This window comes from Nonomuraea sp. bgisy101 (assembly GCF_057708945.1).
Map to the genome: position 1 here is coordinate 44,699 of NZ_JBYITD010000030.1, position 18,008 is coordinate 62,706.

The 18,008-nt window shown below is 71.0% G+C and carries 19 protein-coding genes; 9 read left to right on the top strand and 10 right to left on the bottom strand.

The window, feature by feature from the left end; genetic code table 11:
- The first annotated feature begins 36 nt into the window (after nucleotides 1-36).
- Both AC3EO4_RS41280 and AC3EO4_RS41285 read left to right on the top strand, forming a co-directional pair.
- Nucleotides 37-879 carry a GNAT family N-acetyltransferase gene (locus tag AC3EO4_RS41280; RefSeq protein ID WP_379581988.1) on the top strand — a complete coding sequence of 281 codons (843 nt, stop codon included), beginning with the start codon at nucleotides 37-39 and terminating at the stop codon, nucleotides 877-879.
- 32 nt (nucleotides 880-911) lie between these two features.
- A complete protein-coding gene (locus AC3EO4_RS41285) occupies nucleotides 912-1,730 on the top strand; it encodes an NAD(P)H-binding protein (protein ID WP_431900988.1) in 819 nt (272 codons plus the stop codon).
- A 46-nt stretch (nucleotides 1,731-1,776) separates the two neighbouring features.
- Here the strand turns inward: AC3EO4_RS41285 and AC3EO4_RS41290 are convergent, their stop codons facing one another.
- Nucleotides 1,777-2,469: a DUF4097 family beta strand repeat-containing protein gene (locus tag AC3EO4_RS41290; protein WP_431900989.1), complete on the bottom strand. Its 693-nt coding sequence runs from the start codon at nucleotides 2,467-2,469 to the stop codon at nucleotides 1,777-1,779.
- Between the two features lie 188 nt (nucleotides 2,470-2,657).
- Between AC3EO4_RS41290 and AC3EO4_RS41295 the strand changes: the two genes are divergently transcribed.
- Nucleotides 2,658-3,659, top strand: a complete 1,002-nt coding sequence (locus AC3EO4_RS41295; RefSeq protein ID WP_431900993.1) for an NADP-dependent oxidoreductase — start codon at nucleotides 2,658-2,660, stop codon at nucleotides 3,657-3,659.
- Between the two features lie 102 nt (nucleotides 3,660-3,761).
- Here AC3EO4_RS41295 and AC3EO4_RS41300 read toward each other — a convergent pair whose 3' ends face one another.
- The 4 genes from AC3EO4_RS41300 to AC3EO4_RS41315 form a co-directional block, all read right to left on the bottom strand.
- Nucleotides 3,762-5,201, bottom strand: a complete 1,440-nt coding sequence (locus AC3EO4_RS41300) for an NAD(P)/FAD-dependent oxidoreductase (protein WP_431900995.1) — start codon at nucleotides 5,199-5,201, stop codon at nucleotides 3,762-3,764.
- A gap of 406 nt (nucleotides 5,202-5,607) precedes the next feature.
- Entirely contained in the window at nucleotides 5,608-7,887 is a 2,280-nt protein-coding gene (locus AC3EO4_RS41305; RefSeq protein WP_431900998.1) for an ATP-binding cassette domain-containing protein, read from the bottom strand.
- A complete protein-coding gene (locus AC3EO4_RS41310; protein WP_431901001.1) occupies nucleotides 7,884-8,705 on the bottom strand; it encodes an ABC transporter permease in 822 nt (273 codons plus the stop codon). Before AC3EO4_RS41310 ends, AC3EO4_RS41305 begins: the two co-directional genes overlap by 4 nt.
- Nucleotides 8,702-9,496: an ABC transporter ATP-binding protein gene (locus AC3EO4_RS41315; RefSeq protein ID WP_379581882.1), complete on the bottom strand. Its 795-nt coding sequence runs from the start codon at nucleotides 9,494-9,496 to the stop codon at nucleotides 8,702-8,704. The genes AC3EO4_RS41310 and AC3EO4_RS41315 overlap by 4 nt, the downstream gene beginning before the upstream one ends.
- 75 nt (nucleotides 9,497-9,571) lie before the next feature.
- On the opposite strand from AC3EO4_RS41315, the gene AC3EO4_RS41320 reads away from it, so the two are divergent.
- The 3 genes from AC3EO4_RS41320 to AC3EO4_RS41330 all read left to right on the top strand — a co-directional run bounded on the left by AC3EO4_RS41320 (nucleotide 9,572) and on the right by AC3EO4_RS41330 (nucleotide 11,625).
- The gene (locus AC3EO4_RS41320; protein ID WP_379581880.1) at nucleotides 9,572-10,321 is read left to right on the top strand and encodes a TetR/AcrR family transcriptional regulator; all 750 of its coding nucleotides are present in this window, start codon (nucleotides 9,572-9,574) and stop codon (nucleotides 10,319-10,321) included.
- A 466-nt stretch (nucleotides 10,322-10,787) separates the two neighbouring features.
- Nucleotides 10,788-11,135 (top strand): VOC family protein, encoded by a 348-nt coding sequence (locus tag AC3EO4_RS41325; protein WP_379581878.1) that lies wholly within the window; start codon nucleotides 10,788-10,790, stop codon nucleotides 11,133-11,135.
- A gap of 85 nt (nucleotides 11,136-11,220) precedes the next feature.
- Entirely contained in the window at nucleotides 11,221-11,625 is a 405-nt protein-coding gene (locus AC3EO4_RS41330) for a protein-tyrosine phosphatase family protein (RefSeq protein WP_379581986.1), read from the top strand.
- A gap of 430 nt (nucleotides 11,626-12,055) precedes the next feature.
- Here the strand turns inward: AC3EO4_RS41330 and AC3EO4_RS41335 are convergent, their stop codons facing one another.
- The 3 genes from AC3EO4_RS41335 to AC3EO4_RS41345 all read right to left on the bottom strand — a co-directional run bounded on the left by AC3EO4_RS41335 (nucleotide 12,056) and on the right by AC3EO4_RS41345 (nucleotide 14,200).
- Nucleotides 12,056-12,433 carry a DUF3037 domain-containing protein gene (locus tag AC3EO4_RS41335; protein ID WP_379581876.1) on the bottom strand — a complete coding sequence of 126 codons (378 nt, stop codon included), beginning with the start codon at nucleotides 12,431-12,433 and terminating at the stop codon, nucleotides 12,056-12,058.
- Nucleotides 12,433-13,242 (bottom strand): HipA family kinase, encoded by an 810-nt coding sequence (locus AC3EO4_RS41340; protein WP_379581874.1) that lies wholly within the window; start codon nucleotides 13,240-13,242, stop codon nucleotides 12,433-12,435. The genes AC3EO4_RS41335 and AC3EO4_RS41340 overlap by 1 nt, the downstream gene beginning before the upstream one ends.
- A 106-nt stretch (nucleotides 13,243-13,348) precedes the next feature.
- A complete protein-coding gene (locus AC3EO4_RS41345) occupies nucleotides 13,349-14,200 on the bottom strand; it encodes a TIGR03619 family F420-dependent LLM class oxidoreductase (RefSeq protein ID WP_379581873.1) in 852 nt (283 codons plus the stop codon).
- Nucleotides 14,201-14,250: 50 nt separating this feature from the next.
- On the opposite strand from AC3EO4_RS41345, the gene AC3EO4_RS41350 reads away from it, so the two are divergent.
- Both AC3EO4_RS41350 and AC3EO4_RS41355 read left to right on the top strand, forming a co-directional pair.
- On the top strand, nucleotides 14,251-14,580 hold the full coding sequence (locus AC3EO4_RS41350) for a hypothetical protein (protein WP_431901006.1): 330 nt from the start codon (nucleotides 14,251-14,253) through the stop codon (nucleotides 14,578-14,580).
- Nucleotides 14,581-14,664: 84 nt separating this feature from the next.
- Nucleotides 14,665-15,135, top strand: coding sequence for a zinc ribbon domain-containing protein (locus AC3EO4_RS41355; RefSeq protein ID WP_431901107.1), 471 nt, complete (start codon nucleotides 14,665-14,667; stop codon nucleotides 15,133-15,135).
- Here the strand turns inward: AC3EO4_RS41355 and AC3EO4_RS41360 are convergent.
- Together AC3EO4_RS41360 and AC3EO4_RS41365 are read right to left on the bottom strand one after the other, a co-directional pair.
- Entirely contained in the window at nucleotides 15,121-16,380 is a 1,260-nt protein-coding gene (locus AC3EO4_RS41360; protein WP_379581868.1) for an LLM class flavin-dependent oxidoreductase, read from the bottom strand. The two genes, AC3EO4_RS41355 and AC3EO4_RS41360, sit on opposite strands and share 15 nt — an antisense overlap.
- Nucleotides 16,377-17,150 carry an alpha/beta fold hydrolase gene (locus AC3EO4_RS41365; protein WP_431901009.1) on the bottom strand — a complete coding sequence of 258 codons (774 nt, stop codon included), beginning with the start codon at nucleotides 17,148-17,150 and terminating at the stop codon, nucleotides 16,377-16,379. Before AC3EO4_RS41365 ends, AC3EO4_RS41360 begins: the two co-directional genes overlap by 4 nt.
- Nucleotides 17,151-17,207: 57 nt before the next feature.
- On the opposite strand from AC3EO4_RS41365, the gene AC3EO4_RS41370 reads away from it, so the two are divergent.
- Nucleotides 17,208-18,002, top strand: a complete 795-nt coding sequence (locus AC3EO4_RS41370) for a TIGR03619 family F420-dependent LLM class oxidoreductase (protein ID WP_431901012.1) — start codon at nucleotides 17,208-17,210, stop codon at nucleotides 18,000-18,002.
- Nucleotides 18,003-18,008: the final 6 nt, after the last annotated feature.

The window sequence follows — 18,008 nt, forward strand, 5'->3', positions numbered from 1 at the left end:
TCAAAAGGGGGCAGGTCGCGTAGGCTGGCCGGTGTGATGCTGCGTACATCGGCGTCGCGCGTGCTCGACGACAGCGACAGGGACGAAGTGCTCGCACTTCTTGACACCGATCCTGTCGCCAACGTCTTCGTCGCCTCCAGGGTCAGGAGCGTCGGGTTGCACCCGACGCGCCTGGGCGGGCAGATGTGGGGATTCGGGCCGCGTGGCGCGCTCACCTCGCTCTGCTACGCGGGAGCCAACCTGGTGCCGGTCAACGCCGGTCCCGAGGCCGTGCATGCCTTCGCCGACCGCGCGCGCAAGCAGGGGCGCAGGTGCTCGTCGATCGTCGGGCCCGCGACCGCTGTCGAGCTGCTGTGGGAGCGGCTCGAGCCGTACTGGGGGCGGGCAAGGGCGATCCGCTGGTCGCAGCCGGTGATGGCGACCTCGCAGAAGTCGCCGGTGCCCGCCGACCCGCTGGTACGGCGGGTACGTCCGGACGAGTTCGACATCCTGCTGCCCGCCTGCGTCGCGATGTTCACCGAGGAGGTGGGCGTCTCGCCGAACGGCGGCGACGGCGGCGCGCTCTACCGCACGCGGGTCGCCGAGCTGATCCGCATCGGCCGTTCCTACGCCCGCATCGAGGACGGCAAGGTCGTCTTCAAGGCCGAGATCGGCGCGGTCACCCCGCAGGCGTGCCAGGTCCAGGGCGTGTGGGTCGATCCCGCGCTGCGCGGTCACGGCCACGCGGTGGCGGGGATGGCGGCGGTGGTGGAGGCGGCGCTGTCCTGCTTCGCGCCGGTGGTCTCGCTGTACGTCAACGACTTCAACCACCCCGCGCGGGCCGTCTACCGGAAGGTCGGTTTCCGCGAGGTCGACACCTTCATGTCCGTCCTGTTCTAGGAGAAGCGTCCGTCTCTAGTAGAAAGGACGTCATGATCCTTGTCACTGGAGCCACGGGAAACGCGGGCGGCGCGGTCGTCAGGGCGCTCGCCGAGGCGGGAACGCCGGTCCGCGCGCTGGTCAGACGCGAGGCGGACCTGCCGGCTGAACTGGCGATGGGCGACCTCAACGACCCCGCTTCGGTGGCGGCGGCGCTCGGCGGCGTGCGCGGGGTGTTCCTGCTCAGCGGTTACGACCGCATGGAAGAGACGCTGGACGAGATCCGCAAGGCGGGCGTCCCACGCGTGGTGCTGCTGTCGGCCAGCGCGGCGGAGACCGGCAACCGTGACAACGCCGTCTCCCGCTACCACATCGAGTCTGAGGAACTGGTCCGCGCCTCGGGCGTGGCGTGGACGATCCTGCGGCCGCGCACCTTCTTCGCCAACACCCTGCGCTGGCTCGACCAGCTCAAGGCGGGAGACGTGGTCAGGGACGCCTTCCCCAACGTACGCGTGGCGGCCGTCGACCCGCTCGACATCGGCGCCGTCGCCGCCACGGCCCTCGTCGCCGACGGGCACGAGGGCCAGGTGTACCCGATCACGGGGCCCGAGTCGCTGCTCCCGGCCGACCGGCTGCGCATGCTCGGGCAGGCGCTCGGACGCGACCTGACCTTCGTCGGCCTGTCCGACGAGGAGGCGCGCGCTCAGATGAGCGCGGCGATGCCGGAGATGTACGTCGACGCGTTCTTCGACTTCTTCGCCGCGGGCAACCTGGACGAGTCGGCCGTTCTGCCGACGGTCGAGCAGGTGACGGGCCGCCCGCCGCGCCCGTTCGCCGAGTGGGCCGCCGCCAACGCCCACCTGTTCCGCTAGCCGGCGCCTCCCGCGTCGGAGCGCCGGAGGCGAGGACGGCGGGGAGCTAGGAAGCGGTGACCTCGAGGTCGCCCGAGTCGCTGGACATGTCGATCACGCGAGAGGCCGAGGCGTCGGCCTTCGCGCCGATCTTCTTGCTCCCCGAGTCCGTCTCGGTCGTGATGTTGTACGGCCCCTGCGGCACGCGCACCTCGGTCTGGCCGGAGTCCGTCCTCGTCTTGACCCTGTCGGGCTGCCCGGCGAACACGAGCGTCAGGTCGCCCGAGTCGCTCTCGGCCGTCACCCGCTTGGCCGTCAGGTCCCTGGCCTCGATCCTGCCCGAGTCGCTCTCCGCCTCGACCTCGCCGGACAGCGCGCGCAGCGTCACCTCGCCGGAGTCGGATCCGGCCCTGATCCTCAGCCCCCGCGGCACCTCGACCTCGTAGCCGACGTCGCAGCTGGCCAGCCCCACCGAGGGCGGGCAGGTGAAGGTCAGCACCAGCGTGTCGCCCTGCACCACGTGAGTGGGCTTGGGCTTGTTCTTCCGCCATGTCAGGGTCTCCGTCACGTGGATGCCCTGACGGTCGGACTCGGTGACCACGATGGCACCCGAGTCCCCCTCGATCTTGACGCCCGCCACCTTGTCGGTGACCTCGTAGGAGGCCGTGTCGCGCTCCTCGGCGCCCGCGACGCCACAGCCCGTCAGCAGCACTCCGAGCCCCAGCAGGCCCGCCATCACGATCGTCTTCTTCGTCTTCACGGTGCTTACACTCCTACACGCCCGGGGGAGCGCCTTCAGGGACGTCCCTGAAACCACCCCTGAGAGCGAAGGCATGATCCCGGAGGGGTGTTCCCGTCCTGACCCCCAGCCGACCCCCAGCGGACCGCCAGCCGATCGTGCGCGCCCTGCCGCACTGTGGTGCCCATCCACGAACGAGGAGAGACACCGTGATCGCAAACCGTGAGATCCGCCTGGCCGCCCGCCCCGTCGGCGAGCCGGCGCTCTCGAACTTCTCCCTGGCGGCCACCGAGGTCCCCGACCTGGCCGAGGGACAGATCCTGGTCCGCAACACCTGGATGTCGGTGGACCCGTACATGCGCGGGCGGATGGACGACGTCGAGTCCTACATCCCGCCCTTCGAGCTCGACGCCCCCATGGACGGCTCAGCGGTGGGCGAGGTGGTCGCCTCCCGCTCCGCCGGCATCGCCGTGGGCGCGACGGTCGCGCACTTCGCGGGCTGGAGGGAGTACGCGGTGGTGGAGGCTGCGGCCGCGACCGTGGTCGACACCGCTCTGGCGCCCGCCGAAGCCTACCTGGGCGCGCTCGGCACCACAGGCCTGACCGCGTATGCGGCGCTGACCGAGGTGGCACCCGTACGGCAGGGCGACGTCGTCTTCGTCTCGGCAGCGGCCGGAGCCGTCGGCAGCGTCGCGGGCCAGCTCGCCCGCAAGCTGGGCGCCGCCAAGGTGATCGGCTCGGCCGGCGGGCCGTTGAAGGCCAAGAGAGTGGTGGAGGAGTTCGGCTTCGACGCCGCCATCGACTACAGGGAGGGCTCGCTGGCGGCGCGGCTGGCAGAGGCCTCGCCCGACGGCGTCGACGTGTACGTCGACAACGTCGGCGGCGACCACCTGGTGGCCGCCATCGACGCCCTGCGCCACGGCGGCAGGATCGCCATGGTGGGCGCGATCAGCGCCGCCAACGCCACCGCGCCCATCCCAGGGCCGGCCAACCTGTTCTCGCTCGCGCACAAGGACGCAACGTTGCGCGGCATGCTGGTCAACTCCTACTTCCACCTGTTCCCCGAGTGGATCGGCAAGGCGGCGGGATGGCTGGCCGACGGCTCCCTGCACACCGAGCTGACAGTGGTCGACGGCATCGAGCACGCCCCCGCCGCCTTCCTCGACCTCATGCGCGGCGGCAACGTGGGCAAGATGCTGGTCCGGCTCTGAGCGGGCCGACGCGTGATCGCCCCGGCCCCGTCGTTCGTCGTACGGCACGCCGCCCGCTCGTCCCCCGGCGCGCCGCCCGCTGGGCGCCGGTACGGCGGGCGATCACCTGCCGGGCCTCCTGAAGGGGAGGTAGGGGCCCGGATGGCGCATCGTCAGAACGGTGCCCCTGGTGATGAACTCCTTGAAGAGCGCCGAGGCCCTGCCGGTGAGGACGGCGTCGCCGAGCGGGCTGTCATCGGCCCGCGTGAACTGGGTGACGCCGTCTCGGCGGCCCAGGCTGATGTTCGTCCAGACGTAACGAATCCTGGCGGTCGCCGGATCCCGGCCCGCGACCAGGTCCGCGATCGCGTTCCCCGCGGACAGGCCCATCGGGATCCCGGTCTGGCACGACATCCGCGCCAGGCCGCCCGCGGCCGCGGCGGCCGCCGCGTCCCCCACGCCGAACACCTCAGGGTGCGACACCGACCGCAGCGTGTCGTCGACGATCATCCGCCCGCGCGCGTCGGTGGCCAGTCCCGCCTGCGCGGCCAGCCCGGGCACCGCGAAGCCCGCCGCCCACACCACGGCGTCGGCGGGAAGGCCCCTGCCGTCGTCGAGGACCAGCCCCTCGCCGGTGACCTCGCCGATCACGACCTGCTCGCGCACCTTGACGCCGAGCCGGTGGAAGGACCTGAACAGATGCAGACGGGCCCGTCCCGACAGGTTCGCGGCCACCCTGTCTCCCGTGACCAGCTCCACCTTCAGATTCCTGTGGGTCTCGGCCAGCTCGGCGGCCGCTTCGATCCCCGTCAGCCCGCCGCCCACCACGACGACCGTCGGTCCGCCCTCCGCCGCCGCCCGCAGCCTGTCACCGCCGTGCGCGAGCGCCGGGCTCGCCTCCCGCGGCAGCCCCACACCGCCGGACGCCACCGCCGGGTTCCCCGCTCGCGGTCGCGCGTCTCCGGCGACCGCCGGGCCACCCGTTTGCGGTCGCGCGTCTCCGGCGAACGTCACTGCCGGGCTTCCCACTTGCGGTCGCGCGTCTCCGGCGACCGCCGGGCCACCCGCTTGCGGTCGCGCGTCTCCGGCGACCGTCACTGCCGGGCTTCCCGCTTGCGGTCGCGCGTCTCCGGCGGGCGCCGGGCTTCCCGTCAGTGCTGCCCGCAGGCGCAACGCCTCATCGGCGGTGGCGACGTTGAAGGCGTGCTCGCGGACGCCCGGGACGCCGTCCAGGTCCGCGCCGCTGCCGAGCGCGTAGACGAGCGTGTCGTAGCTCAGCTCGTACGGCGCCGCGTCGAGCCGTACGCGCCTGGTCGGCAGGTCGATGCCGGTCACCCTGGCGATGACGAGCTCGACGCCCGTTCCCTCCAGCAGGGTGGCGAGGGGGAGGTCGGCCAGAGCCTGCCCGGCGGCGAGCTGGTGCAGGCGCACCCGTTCGACGAACCTGTCGGCCGCGTTGACCAGGGTCACTCGGGCGTCGGTGCCGCGCAACCGCCCGGCGGCTCGTTTGGCCGCGGCCAGGCCCGCGTAGCCGGCTCCCAGCACCACGATGCGGTGTGTCATGGTTCCTCCTTCTGAGTCACCATCTGAACCGGGCAGCGGCCCGATCCCTGACACCCGCCGCCCGTGACCCTGATCACACCTGCGCGGGGCGCCCACCTGCGCGGATGCGGGGCCCACCGATGACGCCCGCGCGAGGCGGTCCCATGGGGCGGGGCGTCACCTCCTCCCGTCGGCGAGGCGGCGGCTCACGGTCAGGCGAACCCGGAGCGCGAGGGTGGCAGGTGTGCGGGTGCGGCGGCGCGTGGTCGGGTGCGCGGGGTGACGCAGGTGGATCGGTGGGTGAGGGCGGCGGGTCGTGGTCGTCACAGGCCAGCGGGCGGAGGCGGCGGGTCGTGGTCGTCACAGGTCGGTGGGTCGGTGGGTCGGTGGGTCGGTGGGTGGGGGTGGTGGGGGTGGTGGGTCGTGGTCATGACAGGCCGGTGGATTCGAGGTGGTGGCGGAGGTGGCGAGCCGTGTGCGTGCTGGAAGTGGCGATCAGTTGCCGCGGGGTGCCTTCGAAGACGACGCGGCCGCCGTCGTGCCCCGCCTCGGGCCCGAGATCGATGATCCAGTCGGCGGCGCGGATGACGTCGAGGTCGTGTTCGATGACGACCACCGTGGCCCCGGAGTTCACCAGCCGGTCGAGGAGGCCGACGAGCCGCTCGATGTCCGCGATGTGCAGCCCGGTCGTGGGCTCGTCCAGGATGATCGTACGGCCCGGCGCGGCCAGCTCGGCGGCGAGCTTGAGCCGCTGCCGCTCGCCACCGGACAGGGAGCTGAGCGGCTGCCCGAGGGTGAGGTACCCGAGACCCACGTCGTCCAGGCGGTCGAGGGGTTCGAGGACGGGCTTCTGGGTGAAGAAGGCCCGCGCGTCGTCGACGCTCATCTCGAAGACGTCGGCGATCGAGCGGCCGTCGATCGTGTGCCGCCGGGCCTCGGGGGTGAAGCGCCTGCCCTCGCAGGTCTCGCAACGGGTGGTGACGCCCTCCATGAACGCCAGGTCGGTGTAGATCAGGCCGGTCCCCTCACAGGCGGGGCAGCCGCCGGTCGAGTTCGGGGTGAACAGGCCGACGGGCTGACCGGTCGCCTTCGCGAAGATCCGGCGGACGGAGTCCAGCACGCCGGTGAAGGTCGCCGCGTTGGACCTGCGCGAGCCGCGGATCGGCCGCTGGTCGATGACGACCGCGCCGGGCTCGACGGCGGGCAGGTGCCCCAGGATGAGGCTGCTCTTGCCCGACCCCGCCACGCCGGTCACCACGGTCATGACGTGGCGTGGGACGCGCACGGTGACGTCGCGGAGATTGTGGGTGGAGGCGTGCTCGATGAGCATCCACTCGGTGATGGGGCGCGGATCTCCCCGCTCGGTCCTGTCCGCCCTGAGCCCGGCCCCCGTAGGGGTGTCGGCCCGGCGGAGGGCTGCGTAGGTGCCCTCGAAGACGACGTGGCCGCCCGACGTTCCCGCGCCGGGTCCCATGTCGATGCAGTGGTCGGCGATGGCCATGACCGCGGGCGCGTGCTCGACCACGATCACCGTGTTGCCACGGTCGCGGAGGGCGAGCAGCATCTCGCCGAGGGTGTGCACGTCGCGCGGGTGCAGGCCGACCGTGGGTTCGTCGAAGACGTAGAGCATGTCGGTGAGGGCGCTGCCGAGGTGACGCACCATCTTGACACGCTGCGACTCGCCGCCCGAGAGCGTCGAGGTCGCGCGGTCGAGACTCAGGTAGCCCAGTCCGAGCGTGACCATGCGCCGCAGGTGCTCGCGGAGCACGCCGGCCAGCGGCGCGACCTCGGGGCGGTCGAAGGAGTCGATCGTCGCGAGAAGGTCGTCGACCTGCATCGCGTTGCAGTCGGCGATGGAGCGCCCGTCGATGAGGCTGGCGCGTGCTGGTTCCGCCAGCCGCGAGCCCGCGCAGTCGGGACAGCGCCGCCTGGCGACGATGCGCTCGAACGCCTCCCGCTGGGCGCCCTTGAACGACTCAGGCTCGCGCTGTAGGTAGACGCGGGTGAACCGGGGGAGCAGACCCTCGTAGGCGGAGCCGGCGGCGTCCATGCCCGCGGGCGGCTTCAGGGTGCCGGCGGGAGCGTGCAGGAGGATGTCGCGCTCTTCGGCGGTGTAGTCGCGGATCTTCTTGTCGGCGTCGAAGAAGCCCGAGCGCGCGTAGGCCCTCCACATCCACTGTCCCGGTGCGAAGGGCGGGAACGTGATCGCGCCCTCGGCGAGCGAACGGTCCTCGTCGACGAGTTCGGTCACGACGACCGTGGCGGCCACGCCCAGTCCCTGGCAGTTCGGGCACATGCCCGCCGGGTCGTTGAAGCTGTAGGCGTTGGAGTACCCGGCAGAGGGCTCGCCGAGTCTGGAGAACAGCAGTCGCAGGCGCGCTCCGATGTCGGTCGCGGTGCCGACGGTGGAGCGCGGGCCGCCCGAGAGACGCTTCTGGTCGACGATGATCACCGCGGACAGGTTCTCCAGGTGATCGACGTCCGGCTGCCCGTAGCTGGGCAGCCGGCCCTGCGCGAAGGCCGAGAACGTCTCGTTGAGCTGCCGCCCCGACTCCGCCGCGAGCGTGTCGAAGACCAGGGACGACTTGCCCGAGCCCGAAACCCCGGTGACGACGCTCAACTTGCGCTTGGGGATGTCGACGTCGACGTTCTGAAGGGAGTTCTCACGCGCGCCGCGGATGCGGATCACCTGGTCGAGGCCGGTCATCGGCCCAGGCCCTTGAATGCCAGGATCGCCAGGGGCGCTAAGACCAGGGTGAGCAACAGCGGACCGGCAGCCGCGGTGAGGAGCGCGTGCTCCGCGGCCCAGGTCAGCCCTCCCTGGTGGACGCCGGCAAAGAGCTCCCTGACGGCGGTGGCGGTCGCCGAGAGCGGGTTCCATTCGGCGATCGCGCCGAGCCAGCCCGGCATCGTGGACGGCTTGACGAACACGGTCGACAGGAACCCGATCGGCCAGGCCAGGAGCTGGGCGGCGCTCACGGCCTCGGGGGAGCCGGCCGTCAGGCCCGCCCAGACGCCGAACCACAGGAGCCCGAAGCGCAGCCAGAGCAGCAGGCCGTACGCCGCGAGAGCGGGCAGGAGCCCGTTCTCCCACCGCCAGCCGAGGGCCAGGCCCGCGAGGGTGACCACGACGAGCTCCACGACCGAGGTCAGCAGGTCGGCGAGGACGCGGCCGAGCAGCACCGATCCAGGCGAGATGGGCAGCGAGCGGAACCGGTCGGTGACCGTCCTCGCCGCGTCGGTCGTGACCGCGGTCATGGTCGTCTCGACGCCGAACAGCATCGTGAACGCGAGGACGCCGGGGATGACGTAGAGGATGTAGTCGCCCGAGCTTCCCGCGATCGCGCCGCCGAGCAGGCCGCCCATCATGAGAATGACGAGCACGGGGAACAGCAACTGGATCGCGAACGTCACGGGCCTGGCCCGCCAGTGCCGTACGGTGCGCCCGGTGAGGATGGCCGCCTCCCGCCACAGCCGCGTCCGCCCGGTCGCTCGTGTGGGTTCCGCAAGGGAGATGGTGGTCATGAGGCGGGGGCTCCTGCCGGTCGGGTGGCGTGCAGATGGAGGTAGACGTCCTCGAGGGTCGGCCGGCGCAGCTCCCAGCGCGGCTCGCCCACGAGGCTCTTGAGGTCTTCCTGCGTTCCCTGCGCGATGACCGCGCCCTCCCGGAGGATCACCACGTCGTCGGCCAGCTCGTCGGCCTCCTCGAGGTACTGGGTGGTCAGCAGGACGGTGGTGCCCGCGTCGGCGAGGACGCGTACCGAGGCCCAGAGGTCGTGCCGCGCCTGCGGGTCGAGCCCCGTGGTCGGCTCGTCGATGAACAGGACCGCCGGCGTGGTGATGAGGGACGTCGCCAGGTCGAGCCGCCGGCGCATCCCACCGGAGAACGTGCCCACGGCTCGCCTTCCCACCTCGGTCAGCCCCGCCGTCTCGAGCAGCTCGCTCGCGCGGACGCGGGCGCGGTGGCGGTTCAGGCCCGCCAGCCTGCCGAACAGCTCGAGGTTCTCCCTTGCGCTCAGGAGCTCGTCGAGCGCCGCGTACTGGCCCACGAGCCCGATCGACGCGCGCACCTGCGTCGCCTGGCCGACCACGTCCCACCCGGCGACGCGGACCGTGCCCTCGTCCGCCCTGGTCAGCGTGGTCAGGATCCTGACCATCGTGGTCTTGCCCGCGCCGTTGCCGCCGAGCAGCGCGCAGACCCTGCCTGCCTGCACCGTGAGGTCCACGCCGTCCAGCGCGGGGCGCGCGTTGCCCGCGAAGCGCTTGCGGACCCCTCGGGCGACGATCGGCGCCTGTTGCGCCGGTCCGGTGTCCATGTCCATTGCACCCTCCCATCTGCTCAACCGTGTGGCGGACAATGTATAGTACAACGTAAACTAAGGGAGTTGAGGATGGCGAAGCGGGCGGAGCGGCCGGGAGACCCGGTCAAGCTGGTCGGGCTGCTGTGGAAGCCCACCGAGATGGTGAGCCGATCGGGGCTCACGCTGAGGCGGATCACGGACGCGGCGGTCGCCCTGGCCGACAGGGAGGGGCTCGACGCGCTCACCCTGCGCAGGGTGGCCGGTGACCTCGGCGTCAGCGCGATGGCGCTCTACCCGTACATCGCCGGGCGGTCCGAGCTCATCGAGGTCATGCTCGACGCCGTCGCCGCCGAGGTCCACAGCTCGCCGCCGGCGGGGCCATGGCGTGCCAGGGCCGAGCGGATCGCCCAGGCCAACTGGGACCACCACATGGCCCACCCGTGGACGGTGGAGGTCGCGCCCGGCCGCCCTGTTCCGGGACCGGGCGTGTCGGGCAAGTACGAGGTGGAGCTCGCCGCGCTCGACGGCGTGGGCCTGAGCGACCTCGACATGGACAGGGTGCTCACGGCGATCCTCGGACTGGTCTCCAGCGCCGCGCGCGGGACGCTCTCGCTCCGGCGGATCAGGGAGGAGAGCTCGCTGACCGACCTCCAGTGGTGGGAGACCGTCGGGCCGTCCCTGGGTGCCGCGATGGCGGGCACCTCCTACCCCGTCGCGCAACGGGTCTCGACGAGTCTCGGCGAGGCGACGGGGCTGGCGACCGACCCTGAGGGCGCGTTCCGCTTCGGCCTCGAGATGCTTCTCGACGGTCTGTCTCGCCGTATCGACTCCGGTGCCTAGATCCCTCGACATGACGCCGGGCCGCCTCCACCCGCCCTGCTCCCGCCCTCGCCTTCGCCCCCCGCCCGCCCTGCTCCCGCCCTCGCCCCCACCCGCCCCGTTCCTGCCCTCGCCTCCACCTCCCCTCGCCTCCACCCGCTCCTGCCCTCGCCTCCACCTCCACCTGCGCCTTGGCCCGCCTTCGTCGCCTCCGCCTCCGCCTCCGCCTCCGCCGGGAGCCGGGGGCGAGCCAGGCGACCGGGTCGAGGCGGCGGAATGCTCGCGGGGCCGGACCGGGCCGAATCGGGCGGGTGGTCGCAAGACCGTGGCGGGAGGGGGCGGTCACGGTGACCGGGCGGGGCCGGGTGGGCGGTCATGGCGACCGGGCGGGGCAGGTGGCCATAGGGCTCGGGTAGCGGAAGGCGGTCAGGCCCCTGGATGACGTTCTAGGAGAATCAATGCGATCTCGCCTGCAAAGGAGTCGCCGATGACCATTCGTCGTGTCGTGCCCAACATCAGCTCCGAGGCCGTCCAGGAGAGCAGGGACTTCTACACCCTCCTGGGTTTCGAGGAGGTGATGAACCACGGCTGGATCATCACCCTCGCCTCGCCCACCCAGCCCACGGCGCAGATCAGTGTCATGACCGCCGATCGGACCGCCCCCGTCAACCCCGACCTGAGCGTCGAGGTGGACGACGTGGACGCGGCCTACGAGGCGGTGCTCAAGAGCGGCGCGGAGATCGTGCACCCGCTGCGGGACGAGGACTGGGGCGTGCGCAGGTTCTTCGTCCGCGACCCCAACGGGCGCGTGATCAACGTCCTGGGACACCGCTAGAGCCCGCAGACGCCCGGTTCCCGATCATGCGCGGGTACGGCGCGGGGGCTACGCTCGCCGGGTGAACTCAACCTGGGATCCCACGATGACCGGCGTGCTACGGCTGCCCTCGGGCAGGCTCGTTCGCGGCAGGGGACTGCGCCGTCCCCTCCCGGAAGGGCCGGAGCCCGGCTTCGCGCTCTACCTGCTGGGTCACGAACCGCCCCCTACCGCATGGGAGGCACGCTGGCTGCGCTGGCCGGACTTCTGGCTGCCCTCCGACCGCGTCTCCGCCGGTGACGCGCTGCGCGAGGCATGGGCGCGTGCCGAGACCGAGCGGGTCGAGGTCGCCTGCGGCGGCGGGCAAGGACGAACGGGTACCGCGCTGGCCTGCCTCGCCGTCCTCGACGGGGTGCCCAACCGGGAGGCGGTCGCCTACGTCAGGGAGCACTATTCGGCCCGCGCCGTGGAGACACCCTGGCAGCGCCGCTTCGTCGCCCGCTTCCAGTAGGGCCGCCTCAAACAGGGCCACTTCAAGCAGGGCCACTTCAAGCAGGGCCACCTCCAGCAGGGCCGCCTCAAGCAGAGCCATCTCCAGCAGGATCGCCACCGCGTCGGCGGCCGCCCCGACCGGCCACCGACGACGGGCTCCCGCGCCCGAGGCCGCTACCTCGGATGCCCGGGGCCCCGGCGGCCGGGCTCCGGCGATGCCCGGGGCCGCGACGATGCCCGGGGCCGCTCCACGACGACCGGGCCTCCCACGGGTGCGCCCGACGATCCGCAGGGGCACCGACGACCCACGGGTGCGCCCGACGGACGACCCACGGATGCGTCCGACGGACGACCCACGGATGCGTCCGACGGACGACCCACGGATGCGTCCGACGACCCACGGGTGCGCCCGAGGATGGCCCGGGGTCGCTTGGCAGGTGGCGGGTTCTTCAGAGGCGGACGAGGCGGTCGAAGAGGCGGGTGAGTTCGGCGTCGGGGTCCGTGGTCAGGCCCGCGTGGACGGCGGAGGTCTGCACGACCGTGCTGCGCGGGGCGGTCAGCCAGCGGAACCGGCTGCCCAGGGACTCCCGCACCATCGCCCCCGCGGAGTCGCCGCACGCCAGCTCGTAGCCCGCCAGCGCCTGCCGTACCTCGGAGGGGTCGGCGCCGGGGTCGAGGGCGCGCAGGCGGATCTCGTCGAGTTCGACGCGCGCGCGCAGGTAGGTGCGGGACTGGCAGTAGAGCAGGATCCCGACGTTGATCTGCTCGCCGCGCTCCACCTGCGGGATGACGCGGATGACGGCGTACTCGTAGACGTCGCGTTCCATCACTTGTCTCCCTGCTTCCAGAAGGCGCCGACCGAGCTGGGGCCGCCCTTCTGCTCGGCCTTCGCGGAGGCCTGCAACCAGTCGCGCGGGCCGTGGGCGCGGGCCAGCAGGTGTTCGACGTAGGCGTCCCGTACGGCCTGCGCCGAGTCGAACCCCGGTTCCTCCTCCAGCCACTCGTCGGGGACGAGCGCGGTGACCTCGGTGAGGAGCTCCCTGGTGATCCGCGCGGCCATGCGCTCGCCCGTCTTGGGGACGTCGGCGGCGAAGGGGGCCAGGACGTGGCTGCCGGCGTCGAAGGCGCGCTGCGGGTCGGCGTTCTTCCAGCTGTAGTGGAACCACAGCGCGGCGCCGTGGTCGATGAGCCAGGTGTCGTGGTGCCAGACCAGGAGGTTGGGGTTGCGCCACGTCCTGTCGACGTTGTGGATGAGGCCGTCGAACCACACGACCTCGGCTGCGAAGCCGGGGTCGGGCTGCCACGACAGGGGGTCGAAGCCGAGCGCTCCTGGCAGGAAGTCGATCGCGATGTTGCGTCCCTCACTGGCCTGGAGCAGTTCCTGGATCTCGAAGTCGGGTTCCCGCAGCGCGATCTGCCTGTCGAGGTCGATGAGCTTGAGCTCGGGCGTGCGCAGGCCGAGCCGCCTTGCCAGCTCGGCGCAGATGATCTCGGCGACGAGGACCTTGGGCCCCTGTCCGGCGCCGCGGAACTTCACGACGTAGGTGCCGAGGTCGTCGGCCTCGACCACTCCCGGTAGCGATCCGCCCTCCCGCAACGGGGTCACATAGCGGGTCGCCGTGATTTCTTCCAGCATGGGACGAGGCTATCGGCCCGTCGATCGTGGTTCGGTGGCGTCCGGCATCACAGGCCGCGCGGCTCGCCGGGCGGAGGGTGCCTCCGGCCCGGCGAGTCCAGGCGCGTCACATCCTGGCGATGACCTCCTCGGCGAACCGCTCCATCGTGTCGACCTTGGGTTCGTCAGGCGACAGCCACCAAGGGGCGGCCATCGTGCCCGTGATGCCCTTGTCGGCGAAGCGGCGGTAGGTGTCGGCGTCGGGGAGCACGGCCAGCGGGGCGATGATCTCGAGCGCGTCCTCCGGCCTGCCGTACTCCTTCAGGTAGCGGCGCAGGTCGGCGAGGACGGCCTCGATCTGCTCCTCGGTGTAGATCCGGTTGCCGATCCAGCCGTCTCCGGCCCGCGCCGCCCTGCGCAGCGCCGCCTCGCTGTCGCCGCCCACGTAGATCGGGATCGGTACGGCAGGCACCGGCGACATCGACAGGGAGGGAAGGCCCGGCAGGTCCACCTGCGCGCCCGACCAGAGTTCGCGCAGGCGGGGGAGCATCTCGTCGAGCCTGCGCCCGCGCGTGTGGAAGTCCTGTCCCGTGGCGACGAACTCCTCCTTGCACCAGCCGACGCCCACCCCGAAGCTGACCCTGTCGCCCGACAGCACGGCGGCGGTCGACACCTGCTTGGCCACGGTGATCAGGTCTCGCGCGGGCGCGATGTAGACGTTGGGGGAGAAGCGCAGCCGCGTCGTCACCGCCGCCATCGCGCCGATCGTCACCCAGACGTCGGGCCAGTGCGTCTCGGCCGTCCACCGCATCCTGCCGTAGGGGTACGGCGTGCTGAAGTCGGCGAAGAACAGGTGGTCGGACAGCGTGAACGTGTCGAACCCGCAGCGCTCGGCCGCGACGGCGAGCTCGACGAACTCCGAGGTGTCGCAGAAGGAGGCGCCGAGCCAGAACCTCATCGGCTGTGCCTCATGATTCATCGCTCCTCATGTTGAGAACTCTCAGCCATCTCATGGCTGCAATCGGTAATATGTTCGAAGGTCGTGAAAGGCAGGTGATCGTATTGGCTTTTCGCAGGTCGGCGGCAAAATCTGTAGGACTGCCGTCGGTCATCCAGTTGCGGCTCAACCCGTCGCACGAGGATGCGGCACGGCTGGCGGCAGCGATGGCGCTGTGCAACGAGGCTGCCGCCTTTGTCTCCCGGCCGGCCTGGTCGCACAGAGCCTTCGAGGCCGTCGCGTTGCATCGTCTGGCCTACTACGAGGCGCGGGCGGCCTTCCCGGGGCTGGGTGCTCAGGCGGCGGTGAAGGCCATCGCCCGAGTTGTCGCCGCCTGTGCCAACCGGCGCGCGTCCAAGTAGCGAGCGCACCTCTTCCGGCCGCACGGGGCGGTGCCGTTCGATGCCCGCATGATCTCTTTCCGCAGGGATGTTCGCATCGCGTCCATGTGGACCCCGCAGGGAAGAGTTCGTGTCGGTTATCAGGGGAGGGTTGCCGATCTGAGGGCGCTCGACAGCCTGCGGGTTGGCGAGGTCGACCTGACGTGCAGGGGAGATGTATGGCTGCTCAAGGTCTCTGGGCGCACCTTGCACTCCTGGGCGTTCGCCCAGCAGATCGCGTTCACGCGATACAAGGCCGCACGACTCGGGATGGCGTTTGTGCTGGTGGATCCGTCCTACACAAGCCAGTCCTGCCCCGAGTGCGGCTTCGTCTCGAAGGCGAACCGGCCAGTGCGCGGCCGCCTTCTTTGCACCAGGTGTGGCCTCGCTGGGCATGCCGATCACATCGCAGCTCGCAACATCGCCCAGCGCGCTGTCGCGAGTTGGGGCGCAGTCAATCGCCCGCACGCTACCGGCCTCCCTTCCGCCAGATGGGACCGTGAGAGCAAGCCTTCGAAATCATCAGAAGGTAGTTGACTGGAACTCCGGGATGACCTTGGTGGCGAACAGTTCGAGGTTGCGCTTGACGGTGTCGAGCGGGAGGACTCCCTGCTGGCCCTGCATGTACAGGCCGAACCACTCCAGGTCGGGCATGCGGTCGAGCATGCGCTGGATGCCGCGCTTGACGTCGTCGGGTGAGCCGAACAGCGCCATCTCGACGTCGTTCATCCGCTGCACGTCGCCCTTCTCGGGCGAGATGGGCTGGTGCTTGTCGTCCTCCTTCTTGCGCAGCACCTCCAGGTAGCCGAACGGCCCGAAGAAGGCGGCGAAGTCCTTGGGGATCTTCTTGCCGTAGGTGTTGATCGCCTCGTCCGTCGTGTCGGCGATTCCGACGATCTTGAGGATGCCGGTGTGCTCACCCAGCTTGTAGTGGCGGCCCTGCTTGGCCGACTCCTCCTGGTAGAGCTTGGCCTTCGCAGCGTGGTCGTCGGGATTGGGGGTGAACATCCACGGCATGATGTCCTCCTGCGCGGCCCTGATGACCGAGCGGTCGGAGATCGTGAACGGCTGCCAGAGCTCGGGATGCGGGTTCTGGTACGGCCTGGGGCAGACGCTGACCGCCTGGACTCTGCCGTCGTCGTCGAGCTCGTCGGGCGCGCCGAACGTCCGCGTCCACTCGGTGGCGGGCCACCCCTCGATTCCCTCGAAGGGATACGGCACCTGATAGTCCAAAATGTCGGACTTGTAGCGAAGGGTCTCCTGCGTCCAGGCCATCTTCATGATCTTGAGGACTTCGCCGAAGACGTCGAAGTTGCGGTTGTCGCTCGACGAGCCGTCCGACCTGGCCGCCGCCGCGTGCCAGCGCTGGCCGAGCACGTTCATCCACCGGTTCTGGTAGCCGCGCGCCACCCCCAGCCGCAGCCGCCCCTTGGAGAACTGGTCGAGCAGCGCCACGTCCTCCGCCGCCCTGATCGGGTCCCACGCGGGCAGCACGAGGCCCAGCGGCGCGAGCAGGATCCGCTCGGTCCGTGCCGCCAGGTCGGTGAGGAACATCAACGGGTTGACCGAGAACTCCATCCCCTCCGAATGGAAGTGGTGCTCGGTCATCATCAGCGCGTCGAAGCCGATCCTGTCGGCGTGCACCGCGATCTCCCGCACCTCGTGCAGCAGCCTCTGGTACGACTCGGTGTCCCGTCCGATCGGCCGCTTGGCCCGTGCGTTCTCCTCGGCCGCGTACCCCGAGCCGGGAATCTGGGGGTTGAGAAAGATGGCGAACTTCACCGGGAGATCTCCTTCAGCCATTGGTTGACCACGAGCAAGAACTCGGCGGGCCGCTCCTCGTGCAGGCGGTGTCCGCTGCCCTGCCAGCAGACCGTGCGCGAGGCGGGATGCTTGAACAGGTCCGTCTCCCACGCCGCCTGTGCGGGGTCGGTCCAGAAGGTGAGCACGGGGCACGCGCGCCGCGACAGGTACGGCTCGGCCGCGCCCCGCGAGCCGATCGCCTCCTCCCCCGACCACAGCCCGTCGTAGGCCTCGGCCAGCACGTGCGGCGGCGTCGCCAGCAGTCGCCGCCGGTGCCACTCGCGCAGCCAGCCGGGCGAGGCGGGGGTGTAACACCATGCGTCGATCTGTACGGCGGGCGTCTCCCGCATCGCGACCGCCATGGCCACGACCTCGTCGGGACGCCCGTAGCCCGGATCCACCGCGACGACGGCGGCCACGCGCGAGGGATGCTCGACGGCGAGCCGCGAGACGATCACCCCGCCCATGGAGTGGCCGACGGCCACGAACCGCTCGACTCCGAGCCGGTCGAGCAGTTCCACGAGGTCCTCGGCCATGCGGACGGGGTTGTTGCCCTTCTCCTCGGCCGAGGAGTAGCCGTGCCCGCGCAGGTCCACCGCGATCACCCGGTGCTTGCGCGCGAGAGAGGGGATGTGTTGTGCCCACTGGTGGGAGTCCGCGCCCCAGCCGTGGACGAGCAGCAGCGTCGTGTCGCCTGAGCCGTCGTCGGTGTAGAACAGCCGCACGCCCGCGACCGCAGCGAATCCCATGAGCGGCAAGCTACTCTAAGAAACGGTCCCGAGCAATCGCTTGGTTAAGGAGCGGTCATGCGGCTTGGCGTCACGATGTTCAGCACCGACCTGGCGATGCCCGTCGCCGACCTGGCCAGGGCGGCGGAGGAACGCGGCTTCTCCTCCCTCTACCTGCCGGAGCACACCCACATCCCCGTCTCGCGGCGCACCCCGCCGCCGACGGGCACGCCGCAACTCGCCGAGGAGTACCGGCGCACCCTCGACCCCCTGGTGGCCCTCGCCTCGGCGGCCGGCGTGACCTCGACGATCACGCTCGGCACCGGCATCCTGCTGGCCGCCCAGCGCGAGCCCATCGTCACCGCGAAGGCCATCGCCACGCTGGACCACCTGTCGGGCGGGCGCGTGGTCGTGGGAGTCGGCTTCGGCTGGAACGTGGAGGAGATCGAGAACCACGGCGTGCCGTACAAGGACAGGCGGGAGGCGGCCAGGCGCAACGTGCTGGCGATGAAGGCGCTGTGGAGCCAGGAGGTGGCGGCCTTCGACGGCGTCGAGCCGTCATGGTCGTGGCCCAAGCCGGTGTCGGGGCCGCCGATCTACGTCGGCGGGGCCGCGGGTCCCCGGCTGTTCGCGCACGTCGCCGAGTACGCCGACGGATGGATGCCGATCGGCGGCAAGGGGATCAAAGCCGCGCTGCCCGCGCTGAGGGAGGCGTCGGCGACGGCGAAGGTCATCCCGTTCGGCACGCTGCCCACCGGCGGCAAGCTGGAGTACTACGCCACGCTCGGCATCGAGGAGACCGTGCTGTCGCTGCCGAGCGGGACGGCCGACGAGGTCCTGCCGGTTCTTGATCGGTATGCCGCCTTCCTATAGTTGTCG

Excerpts from the sequence above, each read along its gene's own strand:
- AC3EO4_RS41345 (WP_379581873.1), bottom strand. The coding sequence starts at position 14,200 with ATGAATCATGAGGCACAGCCGATGAGGTTCTGGCTCGGCGCCTCCTTC.
- AC3EO4_RS41310 (WP_431901001.1), bottom strand. The coding sequence starts at position 8,705 with ATGACCACCATCTCCCTTGCGGAACCCACACGAGCGACCGGGCGGACG.
- AC3EO4_RS41350 (WP_431901006.1), top strand. The coding sequence starts at position 14,251 with ATGTTCGAAGGTCGTGAAAGGCAGGTGATCGTATTGGCTTTTCGCAGG.
- AC3EO4_RS41325 (WP_379581878.1), top strand. The coding sequence starts at position 10,788 with ATGACCATTCGTCGTGTCGTGCCCAACATCAGCTCCGAGGCCGTCCAG.
- AC3EO4_RS41370 (WP_431901012.1), top strand. The coding sequence starts at position 17,208 with ATGCGGCTTGGCGTCACGATGTTCAGCACCGACCTGGCGATGCCCGTC.
- AC3EO4_RS41300 (WP_431900995.1), bottom strand. The coding sequence starts at position 5,201 with ATGACACACCGCATCGTGGTGCTGGGAGCCGGCTACGCGGGCCTGGCC.
- AC3EO4_RS41355 (WP_431901107.1), top strand. The coding sequence starts at position 14,665 with ATGTGGACCCCGCAGGGAAGAGTTCGTGTCGGTTATCAGGGGAGGGTT.
- AC3EO4_RS41335 (WP_379581876.1), bottom strand. The coding sequence starts at position 12,433 with ATGGAACGCGACGTCTACGAGTACGCCGTCATCCGCGTCATCCCGCAG.
- AC3EO4_RS41340 (WP_379581874.1), bottom strand. The coding sequence starts at position 13,242 with ATGCTGGAAGAAATCACGGCGACCCGCTATGTGACCCCGTTGCGGGAG.
- AC3EO4_RS41365 (WP_431901009.1), bottom strand. The coding sequence starts at position 17,150 with ATGGGATTCGCTGCGGTCGCGGGCGTGCGGCTGTTCTACACCGACGAC.
- AC3EO4_RS41315 (WP_379581882.1), bottom strand. The coding sequence starts at position 9,496 with ATGGACACCGGACCGGCGCAACAGGCGCCGATCGTCGCCCGAGGGGTC.
- AC3EO4_RS41285 (WP_431900988.1), top strand. The coding sequence starts at position 912 with ATGATCCTTGTCACTGGAGCCACGGGAAACGCGGGCGGCGCGGTCGTC.
- AC3EO4_RS41320 (WP_379581880.1), top strand. The coding sequence starts at position 9,572 with ATGGCGAAGCGGGCGGAGCGGCCGGGAGACCCGGTCAAGCTGGTCGGG.
- AC3EO4_RS41330 (WP_379581986.1), top strand. The coding sequence starts at position 11,221 with ATGACCGGCGTGCTACGGCTGCCCTCGGGCAGGCTCGTTCGCGGCAGG.
- AC3EO4_RS41280 (WP_379581988.1), top strand. The coding sequence starts at position 37 with ATGCTGCGTACATCGGCGTCGCGCGTGCTCGACGACAGCGACAGGGAC.
- AC3EO4_RS41305 (WP_431900998.1), bottom strand. The coding sequence starts at position 7,887 with ATGACCGGCCTCGACCAGGTGATCCGCATCCGCGGCGCGCGTGAGAAC.